This is a genomic window from Micromonospora sp. WMMD1082, assembly GCF_029626175.1.
Lineage (GTDB): Bacteria > Actinomycetota > Actinomycetes > Mycobacteriales > Micromonosporaceae > Micromonospora.
On sequence record NZ_JARUBM010000002.1, the window covers coordinates 4,853,264 to 4,879,102 of the forward strand.

24 protein-coding genes and 1 tRNA gene are annotated in these 25,839 nt (G+C 72.1%); 20 read left to right on the forward strand and 5 right to left on the reverse strand.

Features of this window, described 5'->3' with window-relative positions; genetic code table 11:
- The first annotated feature begins 38 nt into the window (after nucleotides 1-38).
- The 12 genes from O7615_RS22435 (at nucleotide 39) to O7615_RS22490 (ending at nucleotide 12,851) form a co-directional block, all read left to right on the forward strand.
- Nucleotides 39-2,576 (forward strand): FtsK/SpoIIIE domain-containing protein, encoded by a 2,538-nt coding sequence (locus tag O7615_RS22435; RefSeq protein WP_278179764.1) that lies wholly within the window; start codon nucleotides 39-41, stop codon nucleotides 2,574-2,576.
- 3 nt (nucleotides 2,577-2,579) lie between these two features.
- On the forward strand, nucleotides 2,580-3,587 hold the full coding sequence (locus O7615_RS22440; RefSeq protein ID WP_278179765.1) for a hypothetical protein: 1,008 nt from the start codon (nucleotides 2,580-2,582) through the stop codon (nucleotides 3,585-3,587).
- 267 nt (nucleotides 3,588-3,854) lie between these two features.
- Nucleotides 3,855-4,415, forward strand: a complete 561-nt coding sequence (locus O7615_RS22445; protein WP_278179766.1) for an isochorismatase family protein — start codon at nucleotides 3,855-3,857, stop codon at nucleotides 4,413-4,415.
- Nucleotides 4,416-4,584: 169 nt separating this feature from the next.
- Complete coding sequence (locus O7615_RS22450; protein WP_278179767.1) at nucleotides 4,585-4,848, forward strand: DUF6244 family protein; 264 nt, start codon at nucleotides 4,585-4,587, stop codon at nucleotides 4,846-4,848.
- 35 nt (nucleotides 4,849-4,883) lie between these two features.
- Complete coding sequence (locus O7615_RS22455) at nucleotides 4,884-5,309, forward strand: hypothetical protein (RefSeq protein ID WP_278179768.1); 426 nt, start codon at nucleotides 4,884-4,886, stop codon at nucleotides 5,307-5,309.
- 136 nt (nucleotides 5,310-5,445) lie between these two features.
- Nucleotides 5,446-6,255, forward strand: a complete 810-nt coding sequence (locus tag O7615_RS22460; RefSeq protein ID WP_278179769.1) for a TerC family protein — start codon at nucleotides 5,446-5,448, stop codon at nucleotides 6,253-6,255.
- Nucleotides 6,256-6,484: 229 nt separating this feature from the next.
- The gene (locus O7615_RS22465) at nucleotides 6,485-7,330 is read left to right on the forward strand and encodes an alpha/beta fold hydrolase (RefSeq protein ID WP_278179770.1); all 846 of its coding nucleotides are present in this window, start codon (nucleotides 6,485-6,487) and stop codon (nucleotides 7,328-7,330) included.
- Nucleotides 7,331-7,569: 239 nt separating this feature from the next.
- Nucleotides 7,570-7,935, forward strand: a complete 366-nt coding sequence (locus tag O7615_RS22470; protein WP_278179771.1) for a YciI family protein — start codon at nucleotides 7,570-7,572, stop codon at nucleotides 7,933-7,935.
- 247 nt (nucleotides 7,936-8,182) lie between these two features.
- Nucleotides 8,183-9,631, forward strand: a complete 1,449-nt coding sequence (gene pyk, locus O7615_RS22475) for a pyruvate kinase (protein ID WP_278179772.1) — start codon at nucleotides 8,183-8,185, stop codon at nucleotides 9,629-9,631.
- Nucleotides 9,628-10,509: an acyl-CoA thioesterase II gene (locus O7615_RS22480; RefSeq protein WP_278179773.1), complete on the forward strand. Its 882-nt coding sequence runs from the start codon at nucleotides 9,628-9,630 to the stop codon at nucleotides 10,507-10,509. Before pyk ends, O7615_RS22480 begins: the two co-directional genes overlap by 4 nt.
- Nucleotides 10,510-10,815: 306 nt before the next feature.
- Nucleotides 10,816-11,277, forward strand: a complete 462-nt coding sequence (locus O7615_RS22485) for an Rrf2 family transcriptional regulator (protein ID WP_278179774.1) — start codon at nucleotides 10,816-10,818, stop codon at nucleotides 11,275-11,277.
- 461 nt (nucleotides 11,278-11,738) lie between these two features.
- Complete coding sequence (locus tag O7615_RS22490) at nucleotides 11,739-12,851, forward strand: TSUP family transporter (protein ID WP_278179775.1); 1,113 nt, start codon at nucleotides 11,739-11,741, stop codon at nucleotides 12,849-12,851.
- Nucleotides 12,852-12,991: 140 nt separating this feature from the next.
- Here O7615_RS22490 and O7615_RS22495 read toward each other — a convergent pair whose 3' ends face one another.
- From O7615_RS22495 to O7615_RS22505, 3 genes are all read right to left on the reverse strand, one after another.
- Nucleotides 12,992-14,416 carry a pyridoxal-dependent decarboxylase gene (locus O7615_RS22495; protein ID WP_278179776.1) on the reverse strand — a complete coding sequence of 475 codons (1,425 nt, stop codon included), beginning with the start codon at nucleotides 14,414-14,416 and terminating at the stop codon, nucleotides 12,992-12,994.
- A 376-nt stretch (nucleotides 14,417-14,792) separates the two neighbouring features.
- On the reverse strand, nucleotides 14,793-15,797 hold the full coding sequence (locus O7615_RS22500) for an LLM class flavin-dependent oxidoreductase (RefSeq protein WP_278179777.1): 1,005 nt from the start codon (nucleotides 15,795-15,797) through the stop codon (nucleotides 14,793-14,795).
- Between the two features lie 56 nt (nucleotides 15,798-15,853).
- On the reverse strand, nucleotides 15,854-16,333 hold the full coding sequence (locus O7615_RS22505; protein WP_278179778.1) for an Lrp/AsnC family transcriptional regulator: 480 nt from the start codon (nucleotides 16,331-16,333) through the stop codon (nucleotides 15,854-15,856).
- 102 nt (nucleotides 16,334-16,435) lie between these two features.
- Here O7615_RS22505 and O7615_RS22510 point away from each other — a divergent pair, with 102 nt between their 5' ends.
- Entirely contained in the window at nucleotides 16,436-17,593 is a 1,158-nt protein-coding gene (locus O7615_RS22510) for a PLP-dependent transferase (protein WP_278179779.1), read from the forward strand.
- Nucleotides 17,594-17,670: 77 nt separating this feature from the next.
- On the opposite strand, the gene O7615_RS22515 is transcribed toward O7615_RS22510, so the two are convergent.
- Together O7615_RS22515 and O7615_RS22520 are read right to left on the reverse strand one after the other, a co-directional pair.
- On the reverse strand, nucleotides 17,671-18,405 hold the full coding sequence (locus O7615_RS22515; RefSeq protein ID WP_278179780.1) for a transcriptional regulator: 735 nt from the start codon (nucleotides 18,403-18,405) through the stop codon (nucleotides 17,671-17,673).
- 46 nt (nucleotides 18,406-18,451) lie between these two features.
- A tRNA-Leu gene (locus tag O7615_RS22520) sits at nucleotides 18,452-18,534 on the reverse strand.
- An 81-nt stretch (nucleotides 18,535-18,615) separates the two neighbouring features.
- Here O7615_RS22520 and O7615_RS22525 point away from each other — a divergent pair.
- The 7 genes from O7615_RS22525 to O7615_RS22555 all read left to right on the forward strand — a co-directional run bounded on the left by O7615_RS22525 (nucleotide 18,616) and on the right by O7615_RS22555 (nucleotide 25,837).
- Nucleotides 18,616-19,236 carry a response regulator gene (locus tag O7615_RS22525; protein WP_278179781.1) on the forward strand — a complete coding sequence of 207 codons (621 nt, stop codon included), beginning with the start codon at nucleotides 18,616-18,618 and terminating at the stop codon, nucleotides 19,234-19,236.
- Between the two features lie 52 nt (nucleotides 19,237-19,288).
- Nucleotides 19,289-20,488 carry a hypothetical protein gene (locus tag O7615_RS22530; protein ID WP_278179782.1) on the forward strand — a complete coding sequence of 400 codons (1,200 nt, stop codon included), beginning with the start codon at nucleotides 19,289-19,291 and terminating at the stop codon, nucleotides 20,486-20,488.
- A 366-nt stretch (nucleotides 20,489-20,854) separates the two neighbouring features.
- Nucleotides 20,855-22,006 (forward strand): branched-chain amino acid ABC transporter substrate-binding protein, encoded by a 1,152-nt coding sequence (locus O7615_RS22535; protein ID WP_278179783.1) that lies wholly within the window; start codon nucleotides 20,855-20,857, stop codon nucleotides 22,004-22,006.
- Between the two features lie 62 nt (nucleotides 22,007-22,068).
- Nucleotides 22,069-23,052: a branched-chain amino acid ABC transporter permease gene (locus tag O7615_RS22540; RefSeq protein ID WP_278179784.1), complete on the forward strand. Its 984-nt coding sequence runs from the start codon at nucleotides 22,069-22,071 to the stop codon at nucleotides 23,050-23,052.
- On the forward strand, nucleotides 23,049-24,206 hold the full coding sequence (locus tag O7615_RS22545) for a branched-chain amino acid ABC transporter permease (RefSeq protein WP_278179785.1): 1,158 nt from the start codon (nucleotides 23,049-23,051) through the stop codon (nucleotides 24,204-24,206). The genes O7615_RS22540 and O7615_RS22545 overlap by 4 nt, the downstream gene beginning before the upstream one ends.
- Nucleotides 24,199-25,137, forward strand: a complete 939-nt coding sequence (locus tag O7615_RS22550; RefSeq protein WP_278179786.1) for an ABC transporter ATP-binding protein — start codon at nucleotides 24,199-24,201, stop codon at nucleotides 25,135-25,137. The genes O7615_RS22545 and O7615_RS22550 overlap by 8 nt, the downstream gene beginning before the upstream one ends.
- A complete protein-coding gene (locus O7615_RS22555) occupies nucleotides 25,127-25,837 on the forward strand; it encodes an ABC transporter ATP-binding protein (RefSeq protein ID WP_278179787.1) in 711 nt (236 codons plus the stop codon). The genes O7615_RS22550 and O7615_RS22555 overlap by 11 nt, the downstream gene beginning before the upstream one ends.
- The last annotated feature ends 2 nt before the right edge of the window (nucleotides 25,838-25,839 follow it).

Here is a 25,839-nt window from a genome sequence, read left to right on the forward strand (position 1 = left end):
TTCAGCGGACCAGGCGGCCGGCGGCGGAGGGGCAGAGGTTGGGCAGGCTCGCGTCGGCGTACGGGCAGGCGGTCGCCGCCCACCGGGCCGCCCGCGCCCACCTCGAATCCGCCCGTGCCGCGCTGGGCATCGCCGCGCCGCCCGCCCCGGTGGTCGACGCCGACCTGCTGGCCCGGCTGGCCCGGGTCGGCACCGCGCTGGCCACCCCGACCCCGGGCACGCCACTGGCCCGTCAGCCCGTCCCGGTCCGGGTCGGTGAGGCGGTCACCGCCGGCGGCCGGTTCCCGGTCCTGCTCCCGCTGGGCGCCGGGCACCATCTGGCGATCGACGGCGACGCCCGTGACCCGGCGGTGGCCGGGCTGCTGCGCGCCCTCGTGCTGCGGCTGCTGGCCACCGCCGCCCCCGGTGGTGTCCGGGTCGCCGCGCTGGACACCGCCGCCCTCGGCGCGACCTTCGGTCCGCTGCGACCGCTGCTCGACGCGGGTGTCATCGACGCACCGGCCACCACCGAGGCGGAGGTGACCGCGCTGCTCGACATCGCCGAACGGCACGCCCGCGCCGCCCGCCAGGCCGACCGGCCGGACCAGGAACTGCTGGTGGTCGTCGCCGCGTCCGTCCCGTCCCCCCGGGACGCGGCCCGGCTCGCCGCGCTCACCCACGCCGGACCGGCCGCCGCGGTCTGTGTGCTGCTCGGCGGGTGGCCGCCGGCCGGTCCCGGTGAGCCGGCCCCGCCGCTGGGCGCCACCACCATGCTGCGGTCGACCGAGGGGTACGTCCGCGTCGGTGACCCGCCCGGCGCGCCGTTCAGCGCCGACGGCAGCGGCCTGGCCGCACCGGTGGTTCTCGACGGTGACCCACCACCGGCCTCGGTCGCCGCGCTCGCCACCCATCTGGGCGAATCGGCCCGGCGCGGTGAGACGGTCGACTTCGCCGACCTGCTGCCGGGGCAGCGGTGGGCCACCTCGGCCCGGGCGGGCCTGCGTACGGTGGTGGGCCGGGCCGGCCGTGACCCGTTCGGCATGGCGTTCGACGACGCCACCCCGCACTGGCTGGTCGGCGGGCGCACCGGCGGCGGCAAGACCGTCTTCCTGCTCGACGTCCTCTACGGACTGGCCACCCGCTACTCCCCGGCCGAGTTGCAGCTCTACCTCCTCGACTTCAAGGAGGGGGTGAGCTTCACCGAGTTCGTCCCCACCGACCGCGACCCGTCGTGGCTGCCGCACGCCCGCGCCGTCGGCATCGAGAGCGACCGGGAGTACGGCGTCGCCGTCCTACGCGAACTGCGCCGCGAACTGCACCGGCGGGCCACCGCGCTCAAGCGGCACGGCGTCACCAAGCTCGCCGACCTGCCCGCCGACACCCCGATGCCCCGGATCGTCGCCGTGGTCGACGAGTTCCACGTGCTGCTCGCCGGCAACGATCCGCTCGCCCGCGAGTCGGTGGACCTGCTGGAGGAGCTGGCCCGCAAGGGCCGCTCGTACGGCGTACACCTGGTGCTGGCCAGCCAGAGCACGACGGGGATCGAGGCGCTCTACGGCCGCGCCGAGGCGGTCTTCGGGCAGTTCGCCCTGCGGGTGGCGCTGCCCGGCGGCGGTGGCGTGCTCGACCAGCTCAACGACGCCGCGGCGACGCTGCCGGTCGGCTCGGCGGTGGTCAACACGGCCGCCGGTGCCGCCGGGGCGAACACCGTGGTCCGGTTCCCCGACGCGCACGGCGCGGCCGGCGAGCTGACCCGGCTGCGCCACGAGCTGTGGCAGGCCCGTCCGGCGGGCGCCCGCCCACCGTCGGTGTTCCGGGGCTACGACACCGCCCGGGTGGAGGACGACGTCACCTTCACCGGGTTGCGTCCCGGTGGCCGGCGCCCCCTGGCCCTGGTGGGCCGGACGGTCGACGTGGACGGCACCACCGCGCTGTTCATCATGGACACCGCCCCCGGTCGGCACCTGGCCGTGGTGGGCACCTCCTCCGCCGGTGCGGAGGTGCTGCGGGCGGCGACCCTGAGCCTGGCCCGGCAGCACGCGCCGGGTGAGGCGGCGTTCCTGCTCGCCCCGCTGGTCGCCGCCGCCGATCCGGCGGCCGATGACACCGCCGCGACGCTGGCCGCCGCCGGGCACCGCGTCGAGCGGCTCGACGCCGCCGCGTTGCGCGAGCGGATCGGCACCCTCACCGCCGGGACGGGTGACGGGCCACCGGGGCGGGCGTACCTGGTGGTGTTCGGGATGGACGCCGCCGCGGGCCTGCTCGGCGAGAACGACCCCACCACGTTCCGCTCCGGCCACGACGACCTGCGCATCCTGCTGCGCCAGGGGCCCGGCCACGGCGTGCACCTGCTCGGCTGGTGGCGCGGCCTGCGCCGACTCACCGACGACCTCGGCGGTACGCAGAACCGCGACGACGTGGCCTGCCTGGTCGCCCTGAACGTGCCCGGCGCGGATCTCGGGCTGCATCTGGGCGTGCACGACCTGGCGTACACGCCCCGGGCGGACCGGGCGCTGCTGGTGGACCGGCACGACCAGCGGGTCCGGTTGATCGTGCCGTTCGCCCGTGACGGGCACTCTTCCGACGGGCAGGAGTGAGGCATGGCCACCTTCGACGAGTACGCTGCCCTGGCCCGTCACCTCGCCGTCCAGCAGCGCGCCGGTGAACAGGGCGCCGCCGCCGAGGCCGAACGGCGGCGGGATCTCGGCTCCGCCGTGGATTATCTCGACCGGCGACTGCAGGCCCAGGGCCAGCGCCTCGACCACCTCGGCCGCACCATCGGCGCCGCACCGGGCGGCACCGCCCCGCCACCCGGCCCCCCGGCTCCGCCCGGGGCGTCGGCCCCACCGGCTCCGCCCGTGTCCGGCCCGCCGGTTCCGCTCGGCTCTTTGGCTCCGCCGGTGTCCGGCCCGCCGGCTTCGCCTGGGGCGTCGGCCCCGCCGGCTCCGCTTGGGCCGCCTGGGTCCTCGGCTCCGCCTGGGATGTCGCCGGTGTCCGGTCCGCCGGTCCTGCCCGGGCACCCGGGCGGCGGCCCGGGACCGGGGACGGGGTCGGACGGCGGCGCAGCCGCCGCGCCGGGGCGGCCGGGCGTCGGGGCGTACCCCCAGACGGGTGTGGGGGAGACGGGCCGGGCGTTACCGGTGGCGGTGAGTGCGACGGCGGCGGGCGTGCCGGCCCAGCGGGTCGGTGAGGTCGATCCGGCAGCGGAGCTGGAACTGGCGCGGCGCTGGGCCGACGAGGCCGACCGGCACGGGCAGCAGGCGGAACTGCTCGCCCAGCGGCCGGCGCTGCTGCCGGCCTGGTCGTCACGGGCCCGTGCGGTCGCGGTCTACTCCGGTGCCGCCGGCATCGCGATGCTGCTGTTGCTGGTCCTGACGATCGGCTGGAGCATCGGCGTGGTCGGGTTGGGCACCCTGCTCGCCTGGATGCTCGCCGGCCTGCCCGCAACGGCGCTGATCGGGGGCTGGCTGGTGCTCGGCCGGTGGGGCCGACCGCCCGTCGGTGCCGCCACCCCGCCGCGCCACGCCGTGCTGGGTTTCCTGCTCTGCTTCCTGGCCGTCCCCCTCGCCTTCTGCGGTTACCTGCTGCTCTTCCGGACGCTGCGCTGAGCCGTCTTCCCGGCGTTGCGCTGAGCCGTCGTCCGGGCGTTGCGCGGGTTTGGGTGCAGTTGTTGCTGCTCCAGCGACAAGAGATGCACCCAAAGCTGCTGAGTTGCCAGTTGCACGACCTGGAAGGGTCCACGACCGGCACCGCGCGCGGCTGGGCCGCGCGGTTGGAGCCAGGGTTTCCGTGCTCGTCGCGGCTGACCGGATCGTTCCGGAAGGTGTCCCGATCTTGACTCACGCGACCCGGTGTGCGGCGCTTACGGTGACGTCATGGCCACTGCCCTGATCGTGATCGATGTGCAAGAGTCCTTTCGCCAGCGGCCGTCGTGGTCGCAGGTGTCGAATCCGGCGATCGTCGACGATACGGCCACGCTCGTCGATGCGGCGCGCGCCGGAGGGCACCGGGTGTTCTGGGTGTTGCACGCCGAGCCCGGCAGTGATTCGGTGTTCGACCCCGAGTCGGGGTTCGTCCGCCTCATGGACGGCCTGGCCGTCGAGCGCGGGGAACCTGTGCTGACGAAGACGTCGCGCAACGCGTTCACGACGACGAACCTCGGGCAGCAGCTCACCTCGGTGGGGGTGTCGGAGGTCGTCATCGCAGGCATCCAGACCGAGCAGTGCTGTGAGACCACCGCGCGTGTCGCCGCGGATCTGGGGTACGAGGTCACCTTCGTCACCGAGGCGACGGCGACGTTCCCCATCGTCCGCCCCGACACCGGTGCAGTGCTCGGCACCGACGAGGTGATCGAGCGGACCGAGTTCGCGCTCGCCGGACGCTTCGCGCGTATCGCTGGCATCCACGACGCGTTCGCGCCCCCGTCGACCGGGTGAGGCACGACCCGTGGGTGAACACGACCCGTGGGTGGAGAGGTGACGCGGCAGTGGTGACCAGCCGACGATCGGGCGGTCGCGGTGGGTGTGTGGATCTCGTACTCTCCTCTGTGGGTCGCTGCTCGTGCGGGAGTGGGGACACTCGTGCGTGTGATCCGGGGAGGGACGTGTGAGCGCAGCGGAGATTCTCGCGAGGCTGGCGGCAGCCGCGCAGAAGTTGGACGAGGCGAAGGCGAAGACGGCGGCGGCCGCCCAGGACGCCGCCGAGGCGCGCCAGCTCGTCGCGGGTGCCTTGCAGGGCGTCGCCGCCGGCCCGTTGATCGGAATGATCGATTCCTATCGGCAGGCGCTGGCGCAGGCGGCCCAGGGCAATGAGCCGGCCAAGCAGCAGGTCCAAGAGACGATCACCAGGGTACGTGCGCTGGGAAACTGAGCACGGGTGGTGGAAGCGGCGATTGAGGCGGCGGGATGAGTGAGGTGAGCCGCGATGGCGGTGTGCTGGACGGATTCCACGTCGGGTATGTGCCCGCCGAGGTGGGCGAGGAGGTGTCGGACTTCGCCAGCGAGTGGGAGGATGTCCACTTTTCCTCGCGGGTGTGGGAGCGGCAGACCGACGACGGTTACCGGGCCGACCTGCGGGTTCATGTGCTGCGCAGTGAGCGCCTGACGGATCTCGACGCGCTGCGCACCTTTCTCGCCGACTACCACGAGCACGACATCGAAACATGGACGTTGTCCGAGTTCGTGCACGGCGCCACCACCGGGCTGCGGAGTGCGGAGCATGCCTTCTGGCTGGCGGCCCCGGGCGTCGCCGTGAGTGTGTTGGTCGATCCGGAATACCTCGACGCCGAAGCGCTCGTGTCGGTCGCCCTCGCGGTGCGGGAGGCGGGATAGCCCGACACGCCGCAACTCGCGTCCGATCCCAGAGGCGGGGTTGCGGCGGGGCGGCCGGGGCGGTACGCCATCGTGTGTAGATCAGCCGATGGTCCGGGTGCCGACCCGGCGGCCGGTCGTGAGAGTCGAGGATCCAATGGAGTTCCTGACCAGTCCCGAGCTGTGGATCGCCTTCGCGACCCTGCTCCTGCTGGAGATCGTGCTGGGCATCGACAACGTCGTGTTCATCTCGATCCTGTCCGGCCGACTGCCTGAGCATCAGCAGGCCCGGGCCCGGACGATCGGCATCTCGCTCGCCCTGATCACCCGTCTGCTGCTGCTGGCGTCGTTGTCCTGGATCATCGGTCTGACCGCGCCGCTGTTCACCGTGGCCGGGCAGGAGATATCCGGGCGGGATCTGATCCTGTTGCTCGGCGGGATCTTCCTGGTGGGCAAGGCGACATATGAGATCCACGAGCATCTGGAGGGCTCCGACCACGGTCGGTCGAGCAAGAAGGTCGCCTCGTTCGGTAACGTCATCGCGCAGATCCTGGTGCTGGACGTGGTCTTCTCGCTCGACTCGGTGATCACCGCGGTCGGGATGGTCGACGAACTCGCCATCATGGTGGCCGCCGTGGTCATCGCGATGATCATCATGCTGGTCTCCGCCGGCGCGGTCAGCAGGTTCGTCAACGACCATCCGACGGTCAAGATGCTGGCCCTGTCGTTCCTGCTGATCATCGGCGCGAGCCTGATCGCCGAGAGCTTCGACCAGCACATCCCGAAGGGCTACGTGTACGGGCCGATCGCCTTCTCGATCTTCGTGGAGTTCCTCAACCTGCGGGTCCGGGCGCGGCAGCGCCGCCAGCAGGAGGCGCAGCCGGTGCAGCTGCACCCGACGTACGTCAAGAACGGTCCCGCCCGGCCCGAGCCCGAGCCGGAGCCGGAGGCGACGCCGGCCGGCTGACCCACGCGGACCTCGACGCCGCACGCACCTCGCCGGGTGCGTGCGGCGTCCGTCGTCTGTGGACGGTGAGATCGGGGCCGTTCACGGGATGCCTGGTGGGGCAGGCGCTACCCGCGCGTAACTTTTCATTGACGTTTCAGGATTGTTACCTGCATCATCGATGCACGGTCGATCGGACATCCCACCGCCTCCACCCGGCAACCCCGGGATCCCCTTGGGAGGTGCAGCGATGCTGCTCCGAAAGGCTGTCCCCGTCCTCGCCCTCACGATCGCCGCCGTCCTGGCGGCCCCGGCAACCGCCGCGGCCGCGCCGGCCCCGGCCATCACCACCACCAACACCACCACCACCGGCGCCGACGGCGCCACCGGAAGAACCAGCACGGCCACCGTCGACAGCGGCCTGCGGGCCCTGGCCGACGCCAACCCGGTCATCGTCGTCGGCGGGCTCAGTGGCTTCGCCGCGGTGTACGGGCCACTCGCCGCCCGGCTGCGCGCCGACGGATACCGGGTCTGGGTGTACGAGTTGCCGAACCTCGGGCTCGGCGACATCGCGGCCTCCGCCAGCGGGCTGCGCGGCTTCGTCGGGCAGGTTCGTTCCGCCGCCGGCGGGGCCAAGGTCGACCTGGTCGCCCACTCGGAGGGCGGCCTGGTCAGTCGCTACTACATCAAGAACCTCGGCGGCGGCGACGCCGTCGGGCGCTACATCAGCCTGGGCACCCCGCAGTACGGCACGTACGTCGCCAACATCGTGGCGTTCCTCGGCCTGGGCAGCTGCGCCGGGGTCGTGGCCTGCCAGCAGATGACGATCGGTTCGTCGTTCCTCACGGCGCTCAACGCGGGCGACGACACCCCGGGCCCGGTGCGATGGACCACGGTACGCACCTGGCAGGACGAACTGGTCCGGCCGGTCGACAACGCCACGCTGGCCGACGGGGCGACCAACGTGTTGATCCAGTCCAGTTGCCCGCTGCGCGTCGTCGGCCACCTCGGCCTGGTCCTCGACGGCACCACGTACACCGTGATCCGCCAGGCCCTGCGCGACGCCGCCATCCGCCCCGACTGCCTCGCCCTCTGACACCCCAACCCCCACCCCCGGGCCCCCACCCCGACTCCCGGGCCTGTTGATCATGAGGTTAGCGGCACTTTTAGAGATCAACATCGCCGCTAACCTCATGATCAACCTGGCAAGTGGGGTGGGGTGGGGGTGGGGGGATTGGGGGAGCGGGGGGTGTGGGCGGGTGGGCCGTGGGAGGGTGGACGGTGCCGCCGCGTGTGTTCACCGCCCCACGTCGGCGGGCCGCGGAAAGGGAAGTCATGTCAGCAGAGCCGCACGTCGACTTCGCGCTCGACACGTACGAGTGCATCGTGCTGTATCCCGGCGCGGCCGGGCGGGCGCTGCCCGCCGAGACCATCCAGCGGTTGCAGGCCGAGCACGCCGGGCACATGCAGGCGTTGCAGGAGCGGGGGATCATCCTGGTCGCCGGGGCGGTGGACGGCCACGCCCGGGAGCCGGACCCGCCGCTCGGGTTCGGCCTGGCCAGGACGGGTTCGGTGGACGATGTCCGCAGCGTGATGGAGGCCGACCCGGCGGTGCAGGCCGGGCTCTACCGGGTGGACGTGATGACCTTCCTCTGCCCGGCCGGCTCGCTGGAGTTTCCGCTGGCCAAGACGGAGAGCTGAGTCGACCAGAGGGCGCTCCACCTCGCGTGGTCGACTGGCTACTTTCCGACAATCGCGCGGAGCGCCTCGGCACCCGTTGGCGCCGGGGGCGTACCATTCCGGCGCGCGGTCGCCGTTGCCCGCCATCGACGTCCGGAGCGGCATACGCCCGCCGACTGCGCGCGTGAAGCCGCGCGCACCGTTGGACAACTGTTCCGCATTGCGCAAGGGGTCGGCTCACGGACCGACCTGGAGGAGAACTAGCCTGATGGGCGTGACACGCCGCGCGAAGATCGTCTGCACTCTTGGCCCCGCCACCTCATCGCCCGAGCGCATCCGTGGGCTCGTCGAGGCCGGCATGAACGTGGCGAGGCTCAACTTCAGCCACGGCAGCCACGCCGACCACGAGGCGGTCTACCGGCTCGTCCGGGAGGCGGCCGAGGCGGCAGGCCAGCCGGTGGCGATCCTGGCCGACCTGCAGGGGCCGAAGATCCGGCTGGGCCGGTTCGCCGACGGGCCGCACGAGTGGCGCACCGGCGACTCCGTGGTGATCACCGGCGACGATGCGCTGGGCAGCAAGGATCGCGTCTCCTGCACGTACCGCAAGCTCCCGCAGGAGGTCAAGCCCGGCGACCGGCTGCTGATCGACGACGGCCGGGTCGCCGTCGAGGTCACCGACGTCACCGGTAACGACATCCGCGTCCTGGTCACCGAGGGCGGCCCGGTCAGCAACAACAAGGGCGTCTCGCTGCCCAACGTGGCGGTCAGCGTGCCCGCCCTGTCGGAGAAGGACGCCGCCGACCTGCGCTTCGCTCTCGGCCTCGGCGTCGACCTGGTCGCGCTCTCCTTTGTCCGCTCCGCCGACGACATCAAGCTGTGCCACGCGATCATGAGCGAGGTCGGGGTGCACCGGCCGGTGCTGGCCAAGGTCGAGAAGCCGGAGGCGGTCGACCATCTCGAGGCGATCGTGCTGGCCTTCGACGGCGTCATGGTCGCCCGCGGGGACCTCGGCGTGGAGTTGCCGCTGGACGAGGTGCCGCTGGTGCAGAAGCGCGCGGTGCAGCTGTGCCGGGAGAACGCCAAGCCGGTCATCGTGGCCACCCAGATGCTCGACTCCATGATCGAGAACTCGCGGCCGACCCGCGCCGAGGCCTCCGACGTGGCCAACGCGGTGCTCGACGGCGCCGACGCGGTGATGCTCTCCGGTGAGACCAGCGTCGGCAAGTATCCGGTGCTTACCGTCAGCACCATGTCCAAGATCGTCAGCACCACCGAGTCCGGGTCGATCGCGGTTCCCCGCCTCCAGCACGACCCCCGTACGCACGGCGGCGCGCTCACCGTGGCCGCCTCCTCGATCGCCCGGGCCATCGGGGCCAAGGCGCTGGTGGCGTTCTCGCAGACCGGCGACACCGTGCGCCGGCTGAGCCGGCTGCACTGCGAGCTGCCCCTGCTGGCCTTCACGCCGGTGCCCGAGGTGCGCCAGCAGCTCTCCCTCTCCTGGGGCGTGGAGACCTTCCTGATGCCGTTCGTGGAGCACACCGACGACATGTTCCGCCAGGTCGACCAGGCGTTGCTCGGGCTGAACCGGGGCAACCCCGGCGACTACGTGGTGATCGTGGCGGGCAGCCCGCCCGGTACCCCCGGCTCCACCAACACCCTGCGGGTGCACCAGCTCGGGTCGCTGGTCGACGCCGCGTCGGCGCGGGCCCTGCAGTGACCGACGCCTCACTCGTCGGCCAGGCCGCCGTCGACCAGCTGCTGGAGGTCCTCGACCTCGCGCCGACCGGCGCCATGTCGTTTCGGGGGATGAGCCCGCCGGTCGGCCCGCAGCGGGTCTACGGCGGGCAGGTCGCCGGCCAGGCCCTGGTCGCCGCCGGCCGCACCGTCGACCCGGAGCGGGTGGTCCACTCGTTGCACGGCTACTTCGTGCGGGCCGGAGACCCGGCGGCGCCGATCGAGTACGAGGTGGAGAACATCCGCGACGGCCGCTCCTTCTCGGTGCGCCGCTCAGTCGCGCTCCAACACGGCAAGACGATCTTCTTCATGTCGGCCTCGTTCCAGCGGCCGGAGGAAGGGCTGGACCACCACGCCCCCCTCCCGCCGGACATACCCGGGCCGGAGGCGGTCCCGACGATGACCGACCGGCTCTCCCGGTATCCGGAGCGGCTGGGCATCTGGGGAAAGATCCCCCGGCCGATCGACGTACGCTACGTCGGCGAGCCCGGCTGGGTACGCCCCGGTGACCGGCCGGCCGACCCGCACCAGCGGGTGTGGATGCGGATCGACGGCAAGCTCCCCGACGACCCGCTGCTGCACGCCTGCGCCCTGACCTACGCCTCCGACCTGACCCTGCTTGACTCGGTGCTCTCGGTGCACGGCGAGGTGTGGGGGCCGGGCGGGGTGGTCGGGGCGAGCCTGGATCACGCACTCTGGTTCCACCGGCAGTTCCGCGCCGACGAATGGTTCCTCTACGACTGCTGGAGCCCGTCCGCCTCCGGCGCACGGGGGCTGGCCACCGGCCGCATGTTCACCGTCGACGGCCGGCAGATCGCCAGTGCCGTGCAGGAGGGCCTGCTGCGCCGCGTCGGCGCGTAACGCTGGCCGGCGGTGTGGCCCAGGCCGGTGTGGTTGTCGCTCGGGTCGGTGTTGTCGCTCGGGTCGGTGTGTGGCGCGGGTGGGTGTTGTCGCCCAAGTCGGTGTGGCTCGGTAGGTGTTGTCGCTCGGGTCGGTGTGGCGCGGGTCGGTATTGTCGCCCAGGTCGGTGTGGCTCGGGTAGATGTGGCAGCGGTCGGTGTAGCCCAGGCGGGTGTATGGCCGGGTGGGTGTGTGGCGTGGGTCGGCGGGGGTGGTCCGGTGGGCCGCCGGTGAGCCGCCAGGTGCGGGCCGGCTAACCTGTCCGGCATGCGTCTCTCCGCCCGGGTGGACTATGCCCTTCGAGCGGTCGCCGAGCTGGCCTCGGTGACCGGGGCTGGGCGTGGTCGTCCGGTGACCGCTGACCAGATCGCTCGTGCCCAGCAGATCCCGCCGAAGTTCCTGGAGAGCATCCTGCTGCAGCTGCGTCGCGGTGGCGTCGTACAGGCCCAGCGAGGTCCCGAGGGCGGCTACTGGCTGGCCCGTCCGGCCGAGGAGATCTCGCTGGCCGATGTGATCCGGGTGATCGACGGGCCGCTGGCCCACATCCGGGGCCAGCGGCCGGAGAACCTCGGCTACCACGGCGCTGCCCGGGCGTTGCAGGATGTCTGGATCGCCCTGCGCGCCAGTGAACGGCAGATCCTCGAACTGGTCACCGTCGCCGACGTGGCGCAGGGAACCCTGCCCGAGCCGGTCACCAAGCTGGTGGCCGACCCCCGCGCCTGGACCTGACCCCCGCTCACCCCTCCCCACCGCAGCTCCCCAGCGAGGCCCTCCCGCTCGCCGCCCCCGCCCCGGCCCGCCGCCCCCCGGGCTCCGCCCGCCCCGGCTCCGCCCGCCCCGGCTCCGCCCGCCCCGGCTCCGCCCGCCCCGGCTCCGCCCGGCGGCCCTTTGCCCGCCGCTGTGCACAACTTCCCTGTTGTTGCTGTCTCGTCGGGGGCCTGAGGCAGCAACAACAGGGAAGTTGCTGCCTGCCCGGAGGACGCCGGGCTGCCTGCCCGGAGGGGGCCCGGCTGTCTGTCCGGAGGGCGCCGGGCGCGGGAGGTGGGGGGCGGGAGAGGGAGGTGGGGGGGCGGGAGAGGGTCGCTCTGGGGTTATTCGTCTCAGTGGGCGGTCGGGGGGTTGACCGGAGGGCATGGGTGCCGCATTGTCGACCAAGTCGATAGGAGATGCCAAAAAGTCGGGAGGCGTCCGTGCGCAAGCTGCTCGTCATCGCGCTGGTGGGACTCGCCGCGCAGCTGGTCGACGGGGCGCTCGGCATGGCCTATGGCCTGACCTCCTCGACCCTGCTGCTCCTGGTCGGGGTCGCCCCGGCAGCGGCGTCGGCCTCGGTGCACCTGGCCGAGATCGGCACCACCCTCGCCGCCGGCACGGCACACTGGCGGTTCGGCAACGTCGACTGGCGGGTGGTACGCCGCATCGCGCTGCCCGGTGCGGTCGGCGCCTTCGCCGGTGCCACCTTCCTCAGCGCACTCTCCACCGAATCGGCCGCCCCGTGGATGGCCGCGATCCTGTTCACCCTCGGCGCGTACCTTCTCGTCAGGTTCTCCCGGCCGCTGCGGCGCAACCCGGCCGCCGGCCGGCTACGCGGGCGTTTCCTCGGCCCGCTCGGCCTGGTCGCCGGCTTCGTCGACGCCACCGGCGGCGGGGGCTGGGGGCCGGTGGCGACGCCGGCCCTGCTGGTCAGCGGGCGGATGGAGCCTCGCAAGGTGATCGGCTCGGTGGACACCTCCGAGTTCGTCGTGGCTGCCGCCGCCAGCCTCGGCTTCCTGATCGGCCTGGGCACCGAGGGTTTCCTGCTGCCGATCGTGCTCGCCCTGCTCGCCGGCGGCCTGATCGCCGCACCGATCGCGGCGTGGCTGGTGCGCATCGTCCCGGCCCAGTTGCTCGGCGCGGCGGTCGGCGGCGTGATCGTGCTGACCAACGCCCGCGTCCTGATGCGCACCGCAGACCTGGGCGGCGCCCTGCCGGTGGTCGTCTACCTGCTGCTGGCCCTGGGCTGGGTCGCGGCGCTGACCCTGGCGATCCGGGTGCTGCGGCGCACCCGTCGCCAGCGCGCGCTCGGCGAGGCCGCCGCCAAGGCGTCCGCGCTCCCTGTCCCCGCCGAGACGTCCGCGCTGCCTGTCCCCGCCAAGGCGTCCGCGTCGCCGGTACGCGGCGAGGCGTCCGCAGAACCGGCCTCCGGCGACGCGCACGCACAGCCGGCTGGCGAGGGCATCAGCCGGGCTCACACCGCCGAGGCGCCGGAGCGCGTCGCAGCGGAACCGGCCGGTGCCGGTCGTGCCCTCTCCGGCGTGGACCGCTGACCCGCCCAGGGCCCGTGACCCGCCATGGGCCCGCGACCCGCCACGAGCCGTTGGCCTGCCACGGGCGTTGACCTGCCACGGGTCGCTGACCAATCACGGGCCCGTGACGGGCGAGCGTCGGTGCCCGGCCCGGACCGGGGTCAGTCGCCCGGTGCCAGGTCGGCCGCCGCGCGGGAGATCAGCTCCCATGCCTCGTCGACGTGCGCCTGCGCGGTCTGCGGGGAGCCGACGGCGAGGCGCAACGTGTGGCGGCCGGCGACCCGGGTGTGGGTCAGGTACACCCGCCCGGAGGCGTTCACCGCTGCCAGTAGCTGCGCGTTCGGCCCGTCCGGGCCGCGCAGCCGGAAACAGACCAGGGCGTACGGGTGCGGAGCGACCAGCTCGAAGCGATCGTCGGCGCGTATCCGGTCGGCGAAGCGGGCGGCGAGTGTCACCCCATGGCGGATGTGTTCGCGCAGGCCCTCGACGCCGTACCAGCGCAGCACGAACCACAGTTTGAGAGCTCGGAACCGCCGGCCCAGCGGCACCTGCCAGTCCCGGTAGTCGATCACCGCGCCGGACTCGGTGGCCGCGTTGCGCAGGTACTCGGGCAGCACGCTCAGCGCCTCGACCAGTTCCCCGGCGTCGGCCACCCAGAACGCGTCACAGTCGAACCCGGTGAGCAGCCACTTGTGCGGATCGAAGCAGTACGAGTCGGCGTACTCCAGGCCGTCGTGGCCGGACCGCAGCTCCGGACAGACCGCCGCGGCGCCCGCGTACGCGGCGTCGACGTGCAGGAAGACGCCCTGTTCGGCGCAGATCGGCCCGATCTGCGGCAACGGGTCCACGGCGGTGGTGGAGGTGGTGCCCACGGTCGCCACCACCAGGGCCGGCACCACCCCGGCGGCCCGGTCCGCCTCGATCGCCGCGCGCAGCGCCGTCGGCGACATGGCCCGGCTCACCGGGTCCACCTCGATCAGGCGTACCCCGTCGGCGCCCAGCCCGGCGATCCGGGCGGCCTTCTCGACTGACGAGTGCGCCTCGGTGGAGGCGTACACCCGGTAGCGGCGGTCGACGCCGACCTCGCGCCACCGGCCGGCGGCGGCCCGGTGCACGGCGATCAGGGTGGCCACCAGGGTGGCCGAGGAGGCCGAGTCCTGGATCACCCCGCCGCCGGAGCCGGTCGACCGGAACCGGGCCGGCAGGTCCAGCAGTTCGGCCAGCCAGTCGAGCAGCACCGTCTCCAGCTCGGTGCAGGCCGGGCCGGTGGCCCAGAGCATGCCCTGCACGCCCAGCCCGGCGCTGACCAGGTCGCCCAGCACGCTTGGCCCGGAGGTGTTGGCCGGGAAGTAGCCGAAGAAGCCGGGGTGCTGCCAGTGCGTGAGTCGGGGTGCGATCAGCGAGTCCAGGTCGGCGAGCACCGCCTCGACCGGCTCGCCGTGCGCCGGTGGTCCGGCGGGGAGGCCGGCGGCGACCGTGCCGGGCGGGTCGTGGGAGGTCACCGGACGCTGGTCGAGCGTCGCCCAGTAGTCGGCGATCCAGTCGACCACCGCGTATCCGGCCTGGCGGAACTCGTCGGGTGTCATGTGCGCTGCCACCCCGCGAGTCGATCAAGAAAGTCGGTCCGGACGCAAGGCCCGCGACCATCCCGGGCATCCACCTGCGTTGACGCGGGGATGAGGAAGCGGTAGAAGAAAGGGGACAGGCACCGGGCCGCAATCGCGGAATCCGCACAACTACGACCCGGTGCCCCACACCGCGGCACCCCCGACCCGTCCCGACCGGGGAGTGCCGTACCACCACCGGTAATAAAGTTAGGCGGCCTCCGCGTCGCGAGGGTGACGCTGCCGTGAAGATCGTGTTTCGCGGACCCGTAACGCTGTGACCTGGCCCACCATGCCCGTGCCCCCGGCAGATCAGCGCGCCGGGCGCGAGCAGATCAGCGCGCGAGGCCCCGATAGGTCAGCGGCGCAGGCCGCCGGCGACCTCGGTGGCGACCAGCTCGAACGAACGCACCCGGTCGGCGATGTCGTACACCATCGTGGTGAGCATCAGCTCGTCCGCGCCGGTGCTGGCCAGCAGCTCACCCAGCTGCCGGCGTACCGTCTCCGGGGAGCCGGTGGCCTGGCCCTGCCGGCGTTGCGCCAGGAACTCCCGCTCGATGTCCTGGTACGGGTACGCCGCCGCCTCCTCGGGTGTGGCGAGCGGTTCGGGCCGCCCGGACCGCAGCCGCAGGAACGACAGCCCGGCCGGCCCGGCCAGCCACTCGGCGCGCTCGTCGGTCTCCGCGCAGACCGCGTTCACCGCCACCATCGCGTACGGCCGGTCCAGCCAGCGCGACGGGCGGAAGCTCTGCCGGTACAGCGTCAGTGCCGGCAGCGTGTTCTGCGCGCTGAAGTGGTGCGCGAACGAGAACGGCAGACCCAACGCGCCGGCCAGCTGGGCGCTGAACCCGCTGGAACCCAGCAGCCACACCGCCGGCCGCTGCCCGCGCCCCGGGGTGGCGGTGATCCGCCCCGACGCGCGATCGTCGAAGTACCCCATCAGGTCGTCGAGTTCCCGGGGGAATCCCTCGGCCGACAGCCCCTCCATGGTCCGCCGCAGCGCCAGCGCGGTGACCTGGTCGGTGCCCGGGGCCCGGCCGATACCCAGGTCGATGCGCCCGGGGTGCAGCGCCTCCAGGGTGCCGAACTGCTCGGCGACCACCAGCGGCGCGTGGTTGGGCAGCATCACCCCGCCCGAACCGAGCCGGATGCCGGTGGTGTGCGCGGCCAGGTGCGCGATCAGCACCGCGGGTGCCGACGACGCGATGGCCGGCATGTTGTGGTGCTCGGCCACCCAGAACCGGTGGTAGCCCAGCTCGTCGGTGCGCCGGGCCAGCTCGGTGGTGTGCCGCAGCGCCTCGCCGGCGGAGGCGCCGACGGCGACGGGGGCGAGGTCGAGGACAGACAGCGGTACATCGATCACACGGCTGGGCAACCCGTCGGATGCCGTATCTGTTCCCACTGGACCCGGCGGGGTGATCAACCCGACCCCCGCGCCTGCTCGAAGATCAGGCTGGTCTGGGTGTGCTGCACCGCCGGATCCACGGCCAGGTGGTCCAGCACGAAGTCGCGCAGCGCCTCCGCCGAGGCGGCCCGCACATGCAGCACGTAGTCCTCCGCGCCGGCCACGTGGAACACCGACACCACCCCCGGCAACCGCACCGAGCGGGCCCGGAACGCGTCCACCGCCGCCCGCGCGTGCTCGGTCAGGCGTACCGAGACCAGCGCCTGCAGCGGCAGGCCCAACGCCGCCGGATCCACCTCGGCGTGGAACCCCCGGATCGCCCCGGAGTCCCGCAACGCCCGGGTGCGTGCCAGGCAGGTCGACGGCGCCACCCCCACCCGCTCGGCGAGGGCGTTGTTCGGCAGCCGCCCGTCGCCGGCCAGCTGGGTCAGGATCGCGCGGTCGGTGTCGTCGAGGGCCGCGAACGGCCGCACATCATTCGATACGGGGGGCATGCCGCCATCCTTCCCCGAACAACACCGCTCCAGAAAGGGAATATTGCGAATAGTCTTCGGAACTATTGCCCCTGATGTGCTGGTTGTTCGATCCTCTCCGGCATGATGACCGTGGACACCCGAGCCGTGCATGCCGGCCGTGACGACCTCGCCGCCCTCGGCGTCCACGTGCCGCCGATCGACCTCTCGACCACCAACCCCCTGCCGTCGGTCGACGCCGGCGGCGACGCGTACGAGGCCCTCGCCACCGGCGGCACCCTCCCGGCCGGCGCCAGCGCCGTCTACCAGCGGCTGTGGAATCCCACCGTGGCCCGCTTCGAGACCGCCCTCGCCGAGCTGGAGGGCACCGCCGAGGCGGTCGCCTTCGCCAGCGGCATGGCCGCCCTCACCGCCGCCCTGCTCGCCGCGACCCGAGACGGCCGGCGGCACCTGGTCGCCGTCCGTCCCCTCTACGGCGGCACCGATCACGTGCTGGCCACCGGCCTGCTCGGCACCGAGGTCAGCTGGGCCCGACCCGACGAGGTCGCCGCCGCCGTACGCCCCGACACCGCCCTGGTGATCGCCGAGACCCCCGCCAACCCCACCCTCGACCTGGTCGACATCGCCGCCCTGGCCGACGCCGCCGGCGAGGTGCCCCTGCTGATCGACAACACGGTCGCCACTCCGGTGCTCCAGCAGCCCGCCCGCCACGGCGCCCGGCTGGTGCTGCACAGCGCCACCAAGAGCATCGGCGGCCACGGCGACGTCCTCGCCGGAGTGATCGCCTGCGACGCCGGATGGGCCGCGCGGCTGCGCCAGGTCCGCGCGCTCACCGGCGCGATCCTGCACCCGCTCGGTGCGTACCTGCTGCACCGCGGCCTGCAGACGCTGCCGCTGCGGGTCCGCGCCCAGCAGACCGGTGCGGAGAAGCTCGCCGCCTGGCTCGCCGACCACCCGGCGGTCGAGCGGGTCCACCATCCCGGCGTCGGCGACCCGGCCGGGCTCGTCGGCCGGCAACTGGCCGGCCCGGGCAGCCTGCTCGCCTTCGAGGTACGCGGCGGCGCGCCGGCCGCGGCGGCGGTCGCCGGCGCCTGCCGGCTGATCACCCACGCCGTCTCGCTCGGCGGGGTCGACACGCTCATCCAGCACCCCGCGTCGCTGACCCACCGGCCGGTCGAGGGGGAGGCGAAGCCCGGCGACGGGCTGCTGCGCCTCTCGGTCGGCCTGGAGGACCCGGAGGACCTGCGCGCCGACCTGGCGCAGGCGCTCGCCGCGAGCTGACCTCGGCCGCCCCGAGCCCGAGACGGACGGCGGTCACGACGCGCAGCCGTGCCCGGTCAGGACTTCGGGCCGACATGTCAGGACTTCGGGCCGACGTGGCGGTCGAGCGCGGCGACCGCCTCCCGCCGGGCGACCGAAAGGCTGTTCGGCCGGTTCATCTTCCAGGCGATGCCGAGCAGATCGAGCGCCCACTGGCACAACTCCATGATGTCGGCCGACTCGTTGACGAACATGTATCGCGGGTAGACGTATGTCTTTGTGCGGACGGTGACCCGGTTCGAGACCCTGCAGCCGTCGGAGTGGAAGAGCCCGCGGAGAAAGTGACCGACGTGCGCCGTCAGGATCTCCCACTGCCACCCGGCCAGGACGATCGGACGCTCGTGCTTCTTGCCTGGACCGTGTTGCGGGATGAGACACGGCCAATGTCTGCCGGTGCTCTGCACCGCCACGCAACCCTGCTTCTGGACTCGCTGAACCCGGTTGGCCAGCACAGCTCTCATCGCGGCATCGCATGCGTCGATGAGGTGGGGCCAGGTGTCGGTGCAGTAGATGCGCAACACCGGCACCCGGTCGGTCGTGACGAGGTGTCCGTCGCCGAGATACAGACCCAGCAGGTACGCGTAGGCCGCCGGGTCGGCCGGATTCTTCTGGTCGGGTCGACAGCGGAAGCAGCGGGCCGCGCTGCTGGACTTGGTGGCTTCGGGCCGGTCGACGCACCAGTGCCAGACCGTGGTGTAGGGGAGGGAGAGGATGCGCGCCACCGAGCGGATGTTGTGGCCCTGGGCGCGCAGAGCACGGACACGAGCCCGCATTTCGGGAGGATGCACGTCGGCATCATCGAACACCTGTATGACAAAGTGCCGGGAGCGGGATTCGAACCCGCAAGCCCTTTCGGGCAGAAGTGTTTGAGACTTCCGTGTATGCCGTTCCACCATCCCGGCGAGTGCCGCTTACTGTACCCGACTACGCTCGTGCGAGAGCATGGGTGGTAGCCGTGCCGGGAACGATGGTGGGAGTGGCTCGTGGCCGAGACGCAGACGGATGCCGCGCGCAGGCGGGTACTGATCGCCGAGGACGAGGCGCTGATCCGGCTGGACCTGGCCGAGATGCTGGCCGAGGAGGGCTACGAGGTGGTCGGCGAGGCCGGCGACGGCGAGGCCGCCGTCCGGCTGGCCGAGGAGCTCAAGCCCGACCTGGTCATCCTCGACATCAAGATGCCGATCATGGATGGGCTGGCCGCCGCCGAGCGGATCGCCGGCTCCCGGATCGCCCCGGTGATCATCTTGACCGCGTTCAGCCAGCGTGACCTGGTGGAGCGGGCCCGGGCGGCCGGCGCGATGGCGTACCTCGTCAAGCCGTTCCAGAAGAGCGACCTGGTGCCGGCGGTGGAGATCGCGCTCTCCCGCTACTCGGAGATTGCCACCCTGGAGGCCGAGGTCGCCGGGCTGAACGACCGGCTGGAGGTCCGCAAGACCGTCGAGCGGGCCAAGGGCGCGCTGATGACCACCTACAACATGAGTGAGCCGCAGGCGTTCAAGTGGATCCAGCGCACGGCGATGGATCACCGGCTGACCATGAAGGAGGTCTCCGAGCGGATTCTCGCCGAGACCACCGGTGGTGAGGTGGCCGAGCCCACCGGCTGACGGCCCGCCCGGCGGGCCGGCCCCGCCGTCACTTCGGCACTAGCATCGCCGCATGGGCGTTCGGTGGCTCGGACGGACTCGGCGGCCCGGTGGCCGCCGGCTGTTCCTGGCCGCGTGCGGCCTGCTCGCGGTGCTGCTGGCCGGCTGCCCGGCACCGGCTGGCGATCCTGCCGGGCCGGCGCCGACGCGGTTGGTTTGGCAGCAGGTCCAGTTGCCGGCACCGGAGGGGACGGGGCGGATCGTGCTGCGCGATCTGACGGCCTGCGCCGGCCGCTGGTACGCCGCCGGTGCGGTGGCCGACGAGGCCGGCGGTACCCGGCCGGCCGTCTGGTCCAGCGTGGACGGCGCGGCGTGGGCGTCGGTGCCGGTGCTGGCCGATTCCTACTACGGGCGGCAGAGCGTGCTGTTCTCGATCGCCTGCCGCGACGGGGTCGCCGCCGCCGTCGGTGGCAAGGTCGGCGGGGCGCACGGCAACCCGCGGGTGAGCACCTGGTGGCAGCGCGGTGACGGCACGCTGGTCGAGGTGGCGGCGGCGTTCGAGACGTACGGCGGGCCGAAGGCGGTCAACGTCTCCCGGCTCACCGGCGGCCCCGCCGGCTGGCTGATCGTCGGCAACCGGGCCAGCGGTGCGGCGGCCTGGGTGTCGCCCGACGCGGCCGAGTTCACCCTGGTCGAGGGCGCGCCGGAGCTGTCCACCGACGGCCGGGGCGTGACCTGGGTGTTCGACGCGGTGGGCGGGCCGGCCGGTTGGCTGGCGGTGGGAGGCGTGCTGGCCCCGGGTCGCATCGACCGGGATCCGGCCGCCTGGGCCTCCGCCGACGGGCGCAGCTGGCGACGGAGCACGCTGCCGGGCACCGACGCGTACGAGGAGATGCAGCGGGTCGCCCTGGTCGACGGGACGCCGGTGGGGGTGGGGCTGCGGGGGCAGGCGTTCGGCGCGTGGCGTCTGGGGGACACGGGCTGGGTGGCCGCTGGCGGGTTCGGTCGGGTCGACGCCGGCATCCCCTCGGTGGGGGCGCTGGCCGCGTCGGCCGGACGGGTCATGGCCGTGGTCTCCGACGGTCGGCGGTACGGCGGGTGGCTGTCGGTCGACCGGGGCGACGGGTGGCGCGCGGTCGACCTGCCGGTGGCGGCGCCGGTCGGTGCGGACCGGGGCGTGAGCCTGGCGGCGGTCGGTCGGCGGTGGTGGCTGGCGGTGGACGACGGCACCCGCACGTCGCTGTGGATCGGCCGGGCCGAGCCGGCGGCATAGGGAAATCGTCCGGCTACGCTCCGTAGTCTCTCGGGCTGAGGGGTGGCGCCAGTCGGCAGTTCGTCGGGTCGCCCGGACGGGCTGGTAACGGTGGTGAATGGCGTCTCGACTGGCGGACGGGTATCCGCCTAACGACCGGTCAGCGGATTGACCTGTTACGGGCTCGGCATTGTTCGGGGCCGTCTTCGTAACGGTTTCGCAGACCCCGCCCCAGCCCCTTCCGAGACCGTATGAGTGTGGGTACGCTCCGCCATCACGAGCCGTAACGCAGGGGGCTGTCCTTGCTGGGCCGGAGGCGGCGCGCCACAGCGTGCCATCGCCGGTCGGACCAGGTGCCCACCTGCTTCTCGAGGAGGTCAGGAAGCCGTGAGGCGAAGCTATTCAAGGGCGCTGGGTACTGCCGCGCTCGCCGCGGTGCTGGTCGCCGCCGCGGGGTGCCAGGACACCGGCAGCAATGGCGATAACACCGCGTCCGGGGACTGCGGTGGCAAGCTCGCCATCTTCGGTGCGTTCACCGGTGACAACGCGGGTCTGGTGTTGCCGTCGCTGAACGGCGCGAAGCTCGCGATCAAGCAGCACAACGACGCGAACGCCGACTGCCAGGTCGAGCTGGTCGAGTTCGACACGCAGGGTGACCCGGCACAGGCCACCCCGGTTGCGAACCAGGTCGCGGGTGACACCTCGTTCCTCGGTGTCATCGGTGGTCACTTCTCCGGCGAGTCGGACGCGACCATGCCGGTCTACGAGGCCGCCGGCCTCGCGATGGTCGCGCCGTCGGCGACCCGGACCGACCTGACCCAGAAGGGCAACAAGTCCTTCTTCCGGGTGGTCGGCAACGACGGCACCCAGGCCGGTGCCGTGGCCACCTACCTCAAGGGCGAGAACGCCCAGCGGGTCTTCCTCATCGACGACGCCAGCGCCTACGGCGCCGGCATCACCGCCGAGCTGACCAAGAACCTCGGCGCCACGGTCGCCGGCAGCGACAAGATCCAGGAGCGGCAGTCGCAGTTCGACGCCACGATCTCCAAGGTCAGGTCGGCGAACGCCGACTTCATCTTCTACGGCGGCTACACCCGCGAGGCCGCGCCGCTGGTCCGCCAGCTGCGTGCCGGCGGCGTGCAGGCGAAGTTCATCGGCCCGGACGGTCTCTACGACCCGGCCTTCCCGGCCGGTGCCTCCGGCGGTGCCGAGGATTCCATCATCACCTGCCCGTGCCTCCCGGCGGACAAGGCTGGCGGTAGCTTCACCGCCGACTACCAGGCCGAGTACGGCCAGCTGCCGGGTTCGTACGGTGCTGAGGGCTTCGACGCCGCGCAGATCTTCGTGGACGCCTTCAAGGACGGCAAGAAGAGCCGCGCCGAGATCCTGGAGTTCGTGAAGGCGTACGACAAGCAGGGCGTGTCGAAGTACATCAAGTTCGCCGAGAACGGCGACGTGGACCCGAGCCGCGTTGTCATCTGGTCGTACCAGATCAAGGGCACGGCGTTCGAGCCGCTGCAGGAGCTCAAGCTCAGCTGACGACCAGCACTGGGGGTGCGGCCGGGGTGTAACCCCGGCCGCACTCGATGCAAGGAGACCTGGTGAATTTCGACGAACTCTTCGGCCACCTCGGCCAGCACACCGTCGACGGGTTGTCCAAGGGGGCGATCTATGCCCTGATCGCCCTGGGCTACACCCTGGTGTACGGCGTGTTGCGTCTGATCAACTTTGCCCACTCCGAGGTCTTCATGGTCGGCACCTTCGCGGTGCTCGGCCTCTGGACCGCCTTCGGGGTGGAGAACAACCCGCCGATCGGCCAGGCGGTGCTGTTTCTGGTGCTCGGCCTGATAGTCGCGGCGCTCGCCTCCGGCGGCACCGCGCTGGCGATCGAACGGATCGCCTACCGCCCCCTGCGGCGCAAGAACGCGCCGCCACTGATCTTCCTGATCACCGCCATCGGCCTGTCGCTGGTGCTGGTGGAGATCTTCGGCCTGGTGCTGCCGAAGCTGCTGGGCGAGGCGGTGCCCTCGATGTTCGGCCGGGCCCGGATCATCCTCGGCATGCCGACGATCATCGAGCAGAAGACGCTCTTCACGGTCCTCGGCACGTCGATCACCAACATCCAGCTGATCGTCTTCGTGGCCGCCGTGGCGATGATGGCGGTGCTGGACTGGTTCATCAACCGCACCCGGTACGGCCGGGGTGTGCGGGCGGTGGCGCAGAACCCGGAGACGGCCGCGCTGATGGGCGTCAACCAGGAACGCGTGATCATGCTGATCTTCGTGCTGGGCGGCCTCATGGCCGGCGCGGCGGCGCTGTTGTGGAGCATGCGCTTCGGCTTCACGCAGAGCAGCATCGGCTTCGTGCTCGGTCTGAAGGCGTTCACCGCGGCGGTGCTCGGTGGCATCGGTAACCTGCGCGGCGCGCTGCTGGGCGGGCTGTTCCTCGGCATCGTCGAGGTCTACGGCGCCACCCTCTTCGCGTCCAACTGGGAGGACGTCATCGCCTTCGTGGTGCTGGTCGTGGTGCTGATGTTCCGGCCCACCGGCATTCTGGGCGAGTCGCTGGGGAGGGCCCGGGCATGATCAACAAGATCCGAGAGCTGGACCGCAGCCGGGTCAACGCCCTGCACTCGGTCGCCGACCGGTGGCGGGCGCTGCCGAAGTGGCAGCGGGGGCTGGCGTTCGTCGCCTTCGTGGTCTTCCTCTACTACCTGCCGTTGCTCGGCATCCCGGGCCTGACCTGGCTGCGTACCGACTCGATCTCGGGCGGCAGCAACTGGGCCGGCGTGCTGTTCACCTGCGCCATCTACGTGCTGGTGGCGATCGGTCTCAACGTCGTGATCGGCCTGGCCGGTCTGCTCGACCTCGGCTACATCGGGTTCTTCGCCGTCGGCGCGTACGCCGTGGCGTTGTTCGGCTCGGTGAACTCGCCGGTGGTCAAGTGGTTCCAGGCGGAGTTCGACCTGCCGCCGACCTGGGCGGTGACCTGGGCCATCTGTGCCTTCATCGCGCTGGTGATGGCGCTGATCTCCGGGGTGATATTGGGCTGGCCGACGCTGCGGCTGCGCGGTGACTACCTGGCCATCGTGACGCTCGGCTTCGGCGAGATCATCCGGATCGTGGCCCGCAACGCGGAGGGCGTCACCCGTGGTCCGCAGGGCATCGCGGCGATCCCCGGGCCGGAGGGCCCGCCGTCGCCGGACAACCAGGTCTTCGGCCTGGTCGATGTCAAGCCGTGGTACTGGTTGGCGATCACCGTGGTGCTGATCATGGTCTTCGCGGTGCGCCGGCTGGAGCACAGCCGGGTCGGCCGGTCCTGGCTGGCCATCCGGGAGGACGAGGACGCCGCGGCCGTGATGGGCGTCTACCCGTTCAAGTTCAAGCTCTGGGCCTTCGCCATCGGCGCGGCGCTCGGCGGCTTCGCGGGCTTCCTGTTCGCCAGCCGGTACGCCTTCATCGACCCGACCCAGTTCAACGTCAACCTCTCCATCCTCTTCGTGGCGATGGTGGTGGTCGGCGGGTCCGGCAACATGGTCGGCGTGTCGGTCGGCGCGGTGCTGCTGGCGTACCTGCCGGAGCGGTTCCGGGAGATCGCCGACTACCGTTGGCTGGCCTTCGGTCTGGCCATGGTGCTGGTGATGATCCTGCGGCCGCAGGGCCTGATTCCCAGCCGGCGACGGGCCCGCGAGCTGAAGGACCGCGCGGCGGAGGCAGAGGAGGCGCCCGCTCATGTCTGACGAGACCACCACCCCGGCGGCGCCGAAGATCCCGGCCCAGCCGGGACCGCGCAAGACGCTGCTGGAGATCGACGACGTCACGCTCCGCTTCGGCGGCGTCGTGGCGCTCAACGGGATCAGCTTCGACATCTACGAGGGCGAGATCCTCGGCCTGATCGGGCCCAACGGCGCCGGCAAGACCACCTGCTTCAACGTGATGACGGGGGTCTACAAGCCGACGTCGGGCGCGGTCCGGTTCCGCGGCGAGCGGGTCACCGGGCGCAAGCCACACCAGATCAGCCGGCTGGGCATCTCCCGGACGTTCCAGAACATCCGGCTCTTCCCGGAGATGTCCGCGCTGGAGAACGTCATGGTCGGGACGGACTCCCGGCACAAGACGAGCGTCCCCGGCGCGCTGTTCCGGCTCTACCGGGTGCGGCCCAAGCCGGAGGAACTGCCGGCGGTGACCGCCTCCGGCGGCATCGTGCGCACCTGGCAGCAGGTGCGGCGGGGCTTCGCCAAGACCTTCGGCCTCTCCCGGCACATCCTGGAGGAGCGGGCGGCCGAGGACAAGGCGATGGAACTGCTGCGGTTCGTCGGCATCGCCGACCGGGCCAACGACGCGGCGCGCAACCTCCCGTACGGCTACCAGCGGCGGCTGGAGATCGCCCGGGCGCTCGGCACCGAGCCGAAGCTGCTCTGCCTGGACGAGCCGGCGGCCGGGTTCAACCCGGCCGAGAAGGAGGATCTGCTGGGGCTGATCCGCCGGATCCGCGACAAGGGCGTGACGGTGCTGCTGATCGAGCACGACATGCGGCTGGTGATGGGTGTCACCGACCGGATCGTGGTGCTGGAGTTCGGCAGCAAGATCGCCGATGGCGGTCCGGTCGAGGTCAGCCGAGACCCGCGGGTGATCGCGGCATACCTGGGGGAGCCCGCCGATGCTGCTTGAGTTGGACAACGTCAGCGTCACGTACGGCCGGATCGAGGCGTTGCACGGCATCAGCCTCAGCGTCAACGAGGGCGAGGTGGTGGCCCTGATCGGCGCCAACGGCGCCGGCAAGACCACCACCATGCGGGCGATCTCCGGCATCCGGTCGCTCGCGGGCGGCCGGATCACCTTCAACGGCGAGGACATCAGCAAGCTCCGCGCCGACCTGCGGGTGGTCCGGGGCCTGTGCCAGTCGCCCGAGGGTCGGCAGATCTTCCCGGGTATGACCGTCCTGGAGAACCTGGACATGGGGGCGTACACCCGGCGGGACCACGCCGGCATCGCCGCCGATCTGGAGCGGGTGCTGGAGCTGTTCCCCCGGCTGCGCGAGCGGCGCAAGCAGGCCGGTGGCACCCTCTCCGGCGGTGAGCAGCAGATGCTCGCCGTCGGTCGGGCGCTGATGAGCCGGCCGAAGCTGCTGCTGCTGGACGAGCCGTCGATGGGCCTGGCCCCGATGATCATCCAGCAGATCTTCGACATCATCGTGGAGATCAACCAGCAGGGCACCACCGTCCTGCTGGTGGAGCAGAACGCGCAGCAGGCGCTCTCCCGCGCGCACCGGGCCTACGTCCTGGAGACCGGGCGGATCGTCAAGGAGGGCACCGGCCAGGAACTCCTGCACGACCCGTCGATCAAGGAGGCGTACCTGGGCGTGGCCTGAGG

Coding starts and splice junctions, on each gene's coding strand:
- O7615_RS22440 (WP_278179765.1), top strand. CDS start 2,580: ATGGCCACCTTCGACGAGTACGCTGCCCTGGCCCGTCACCTCGCCGTC.
- O7615_RS22445 (WP_278179766.1), top strand. CDS start 3,855: ATGGCCACTGCCCTGATCGTGATCGATGTGCAAGAGTCCTTTCGCCAG.
- O7615_RS22455 (WP_278179768.1), top strand. CDS start 4,884: ATGAGTGAGGTGAGCCGCGATGGCGGTGTGCTGGACGGATTCCACGTC.
- O7615_RS22460 (WP_278179769.1), top strand. CDS start 5,446: ATGGAGTTCCTGACCAGTCCCGAGCTGTGGATCGCCTTCGCGACCCTG.
- O7615_RS22465 (WP_278179770.1), top strand. CDS start 6,485: ATGCTGCTCCGAAAGGCTGTCCCCGTCCTCGCCCTCACGATCGCCGCC.
- O7615_RS22470 (WP_278179771.1), top strand. CDS start 7,570: ATGTCAGCAGAGCCGCACGTCGACTTCGCGCTCGACACGTACGAGTGC.
- pyk (WP_278179772.1), top strand. CDS start 8,183: ATGGGCGTGACACGCCGCGCGAAGATCGTCTGCACTCTTGGCCCCGCC.
- O7615_RS22485 (WP_278179774.1), top strand. CDS start 10,816: ATGCGTCTCTCCGCCCGGGTGGACTATGCCCTTCGAGCGGTCGCCGAG.
- O7615_RS22495 (WP_278179776.1), bottom strand. CDS start 14,416: ATGACACCCGACGAGTTCCGCCAGGCCGGATACGCGGTGGTCGACTGG.
- O7615_RS22505 (WP_278179778.1), bottom strand. CDS start 16,333: ATGCCCCCCGTATCGAATGATGTGCGGCCGTTCGCGGCCCTCGACGAC.
- O7615_RS22510 (WP_278179779.1), top strand. CDS start 16,436: ATGATGACCGTGGACACCCGAGCCGTGCATGCCGGCCGTGACGACCTC.
- O7615_RS22515 (WP_278179780.1), bottom strand. CDS start 18,405: ATGCGGGCTCGTGTCCGTGCTCTGCGCGCCCAGGGCCACAACATCCGC.
- O7615_RS22530 (WP_278179782.1), top strand. CDS start 19,289: ATGGGCGTTCGGTGGCTCGGACGGACTCGGCGGCCCGGTGGCCGCCGG.
- O7615_RS22545 (WP_278179785.1), top strand. CDS start 23,049: ATGATCAACAAGATCCGAGAGCTGGACCGCAGCCGGGTCAACGCCCTG.
- O7615_RS22550 (WP_278179786.1), top strand. CDS start 24,199: ATGTCTGACGAGACCACCACCCCGGCGGCGCCGAAGATCCCGGCCCAG.
- O7615_RS22555 (WP_278179787.1), top strand. CDS start 25,127: ATGCTGCTTGAGTTGGACAACGTCAGCGTCACGTACGGCCGGATCGAG.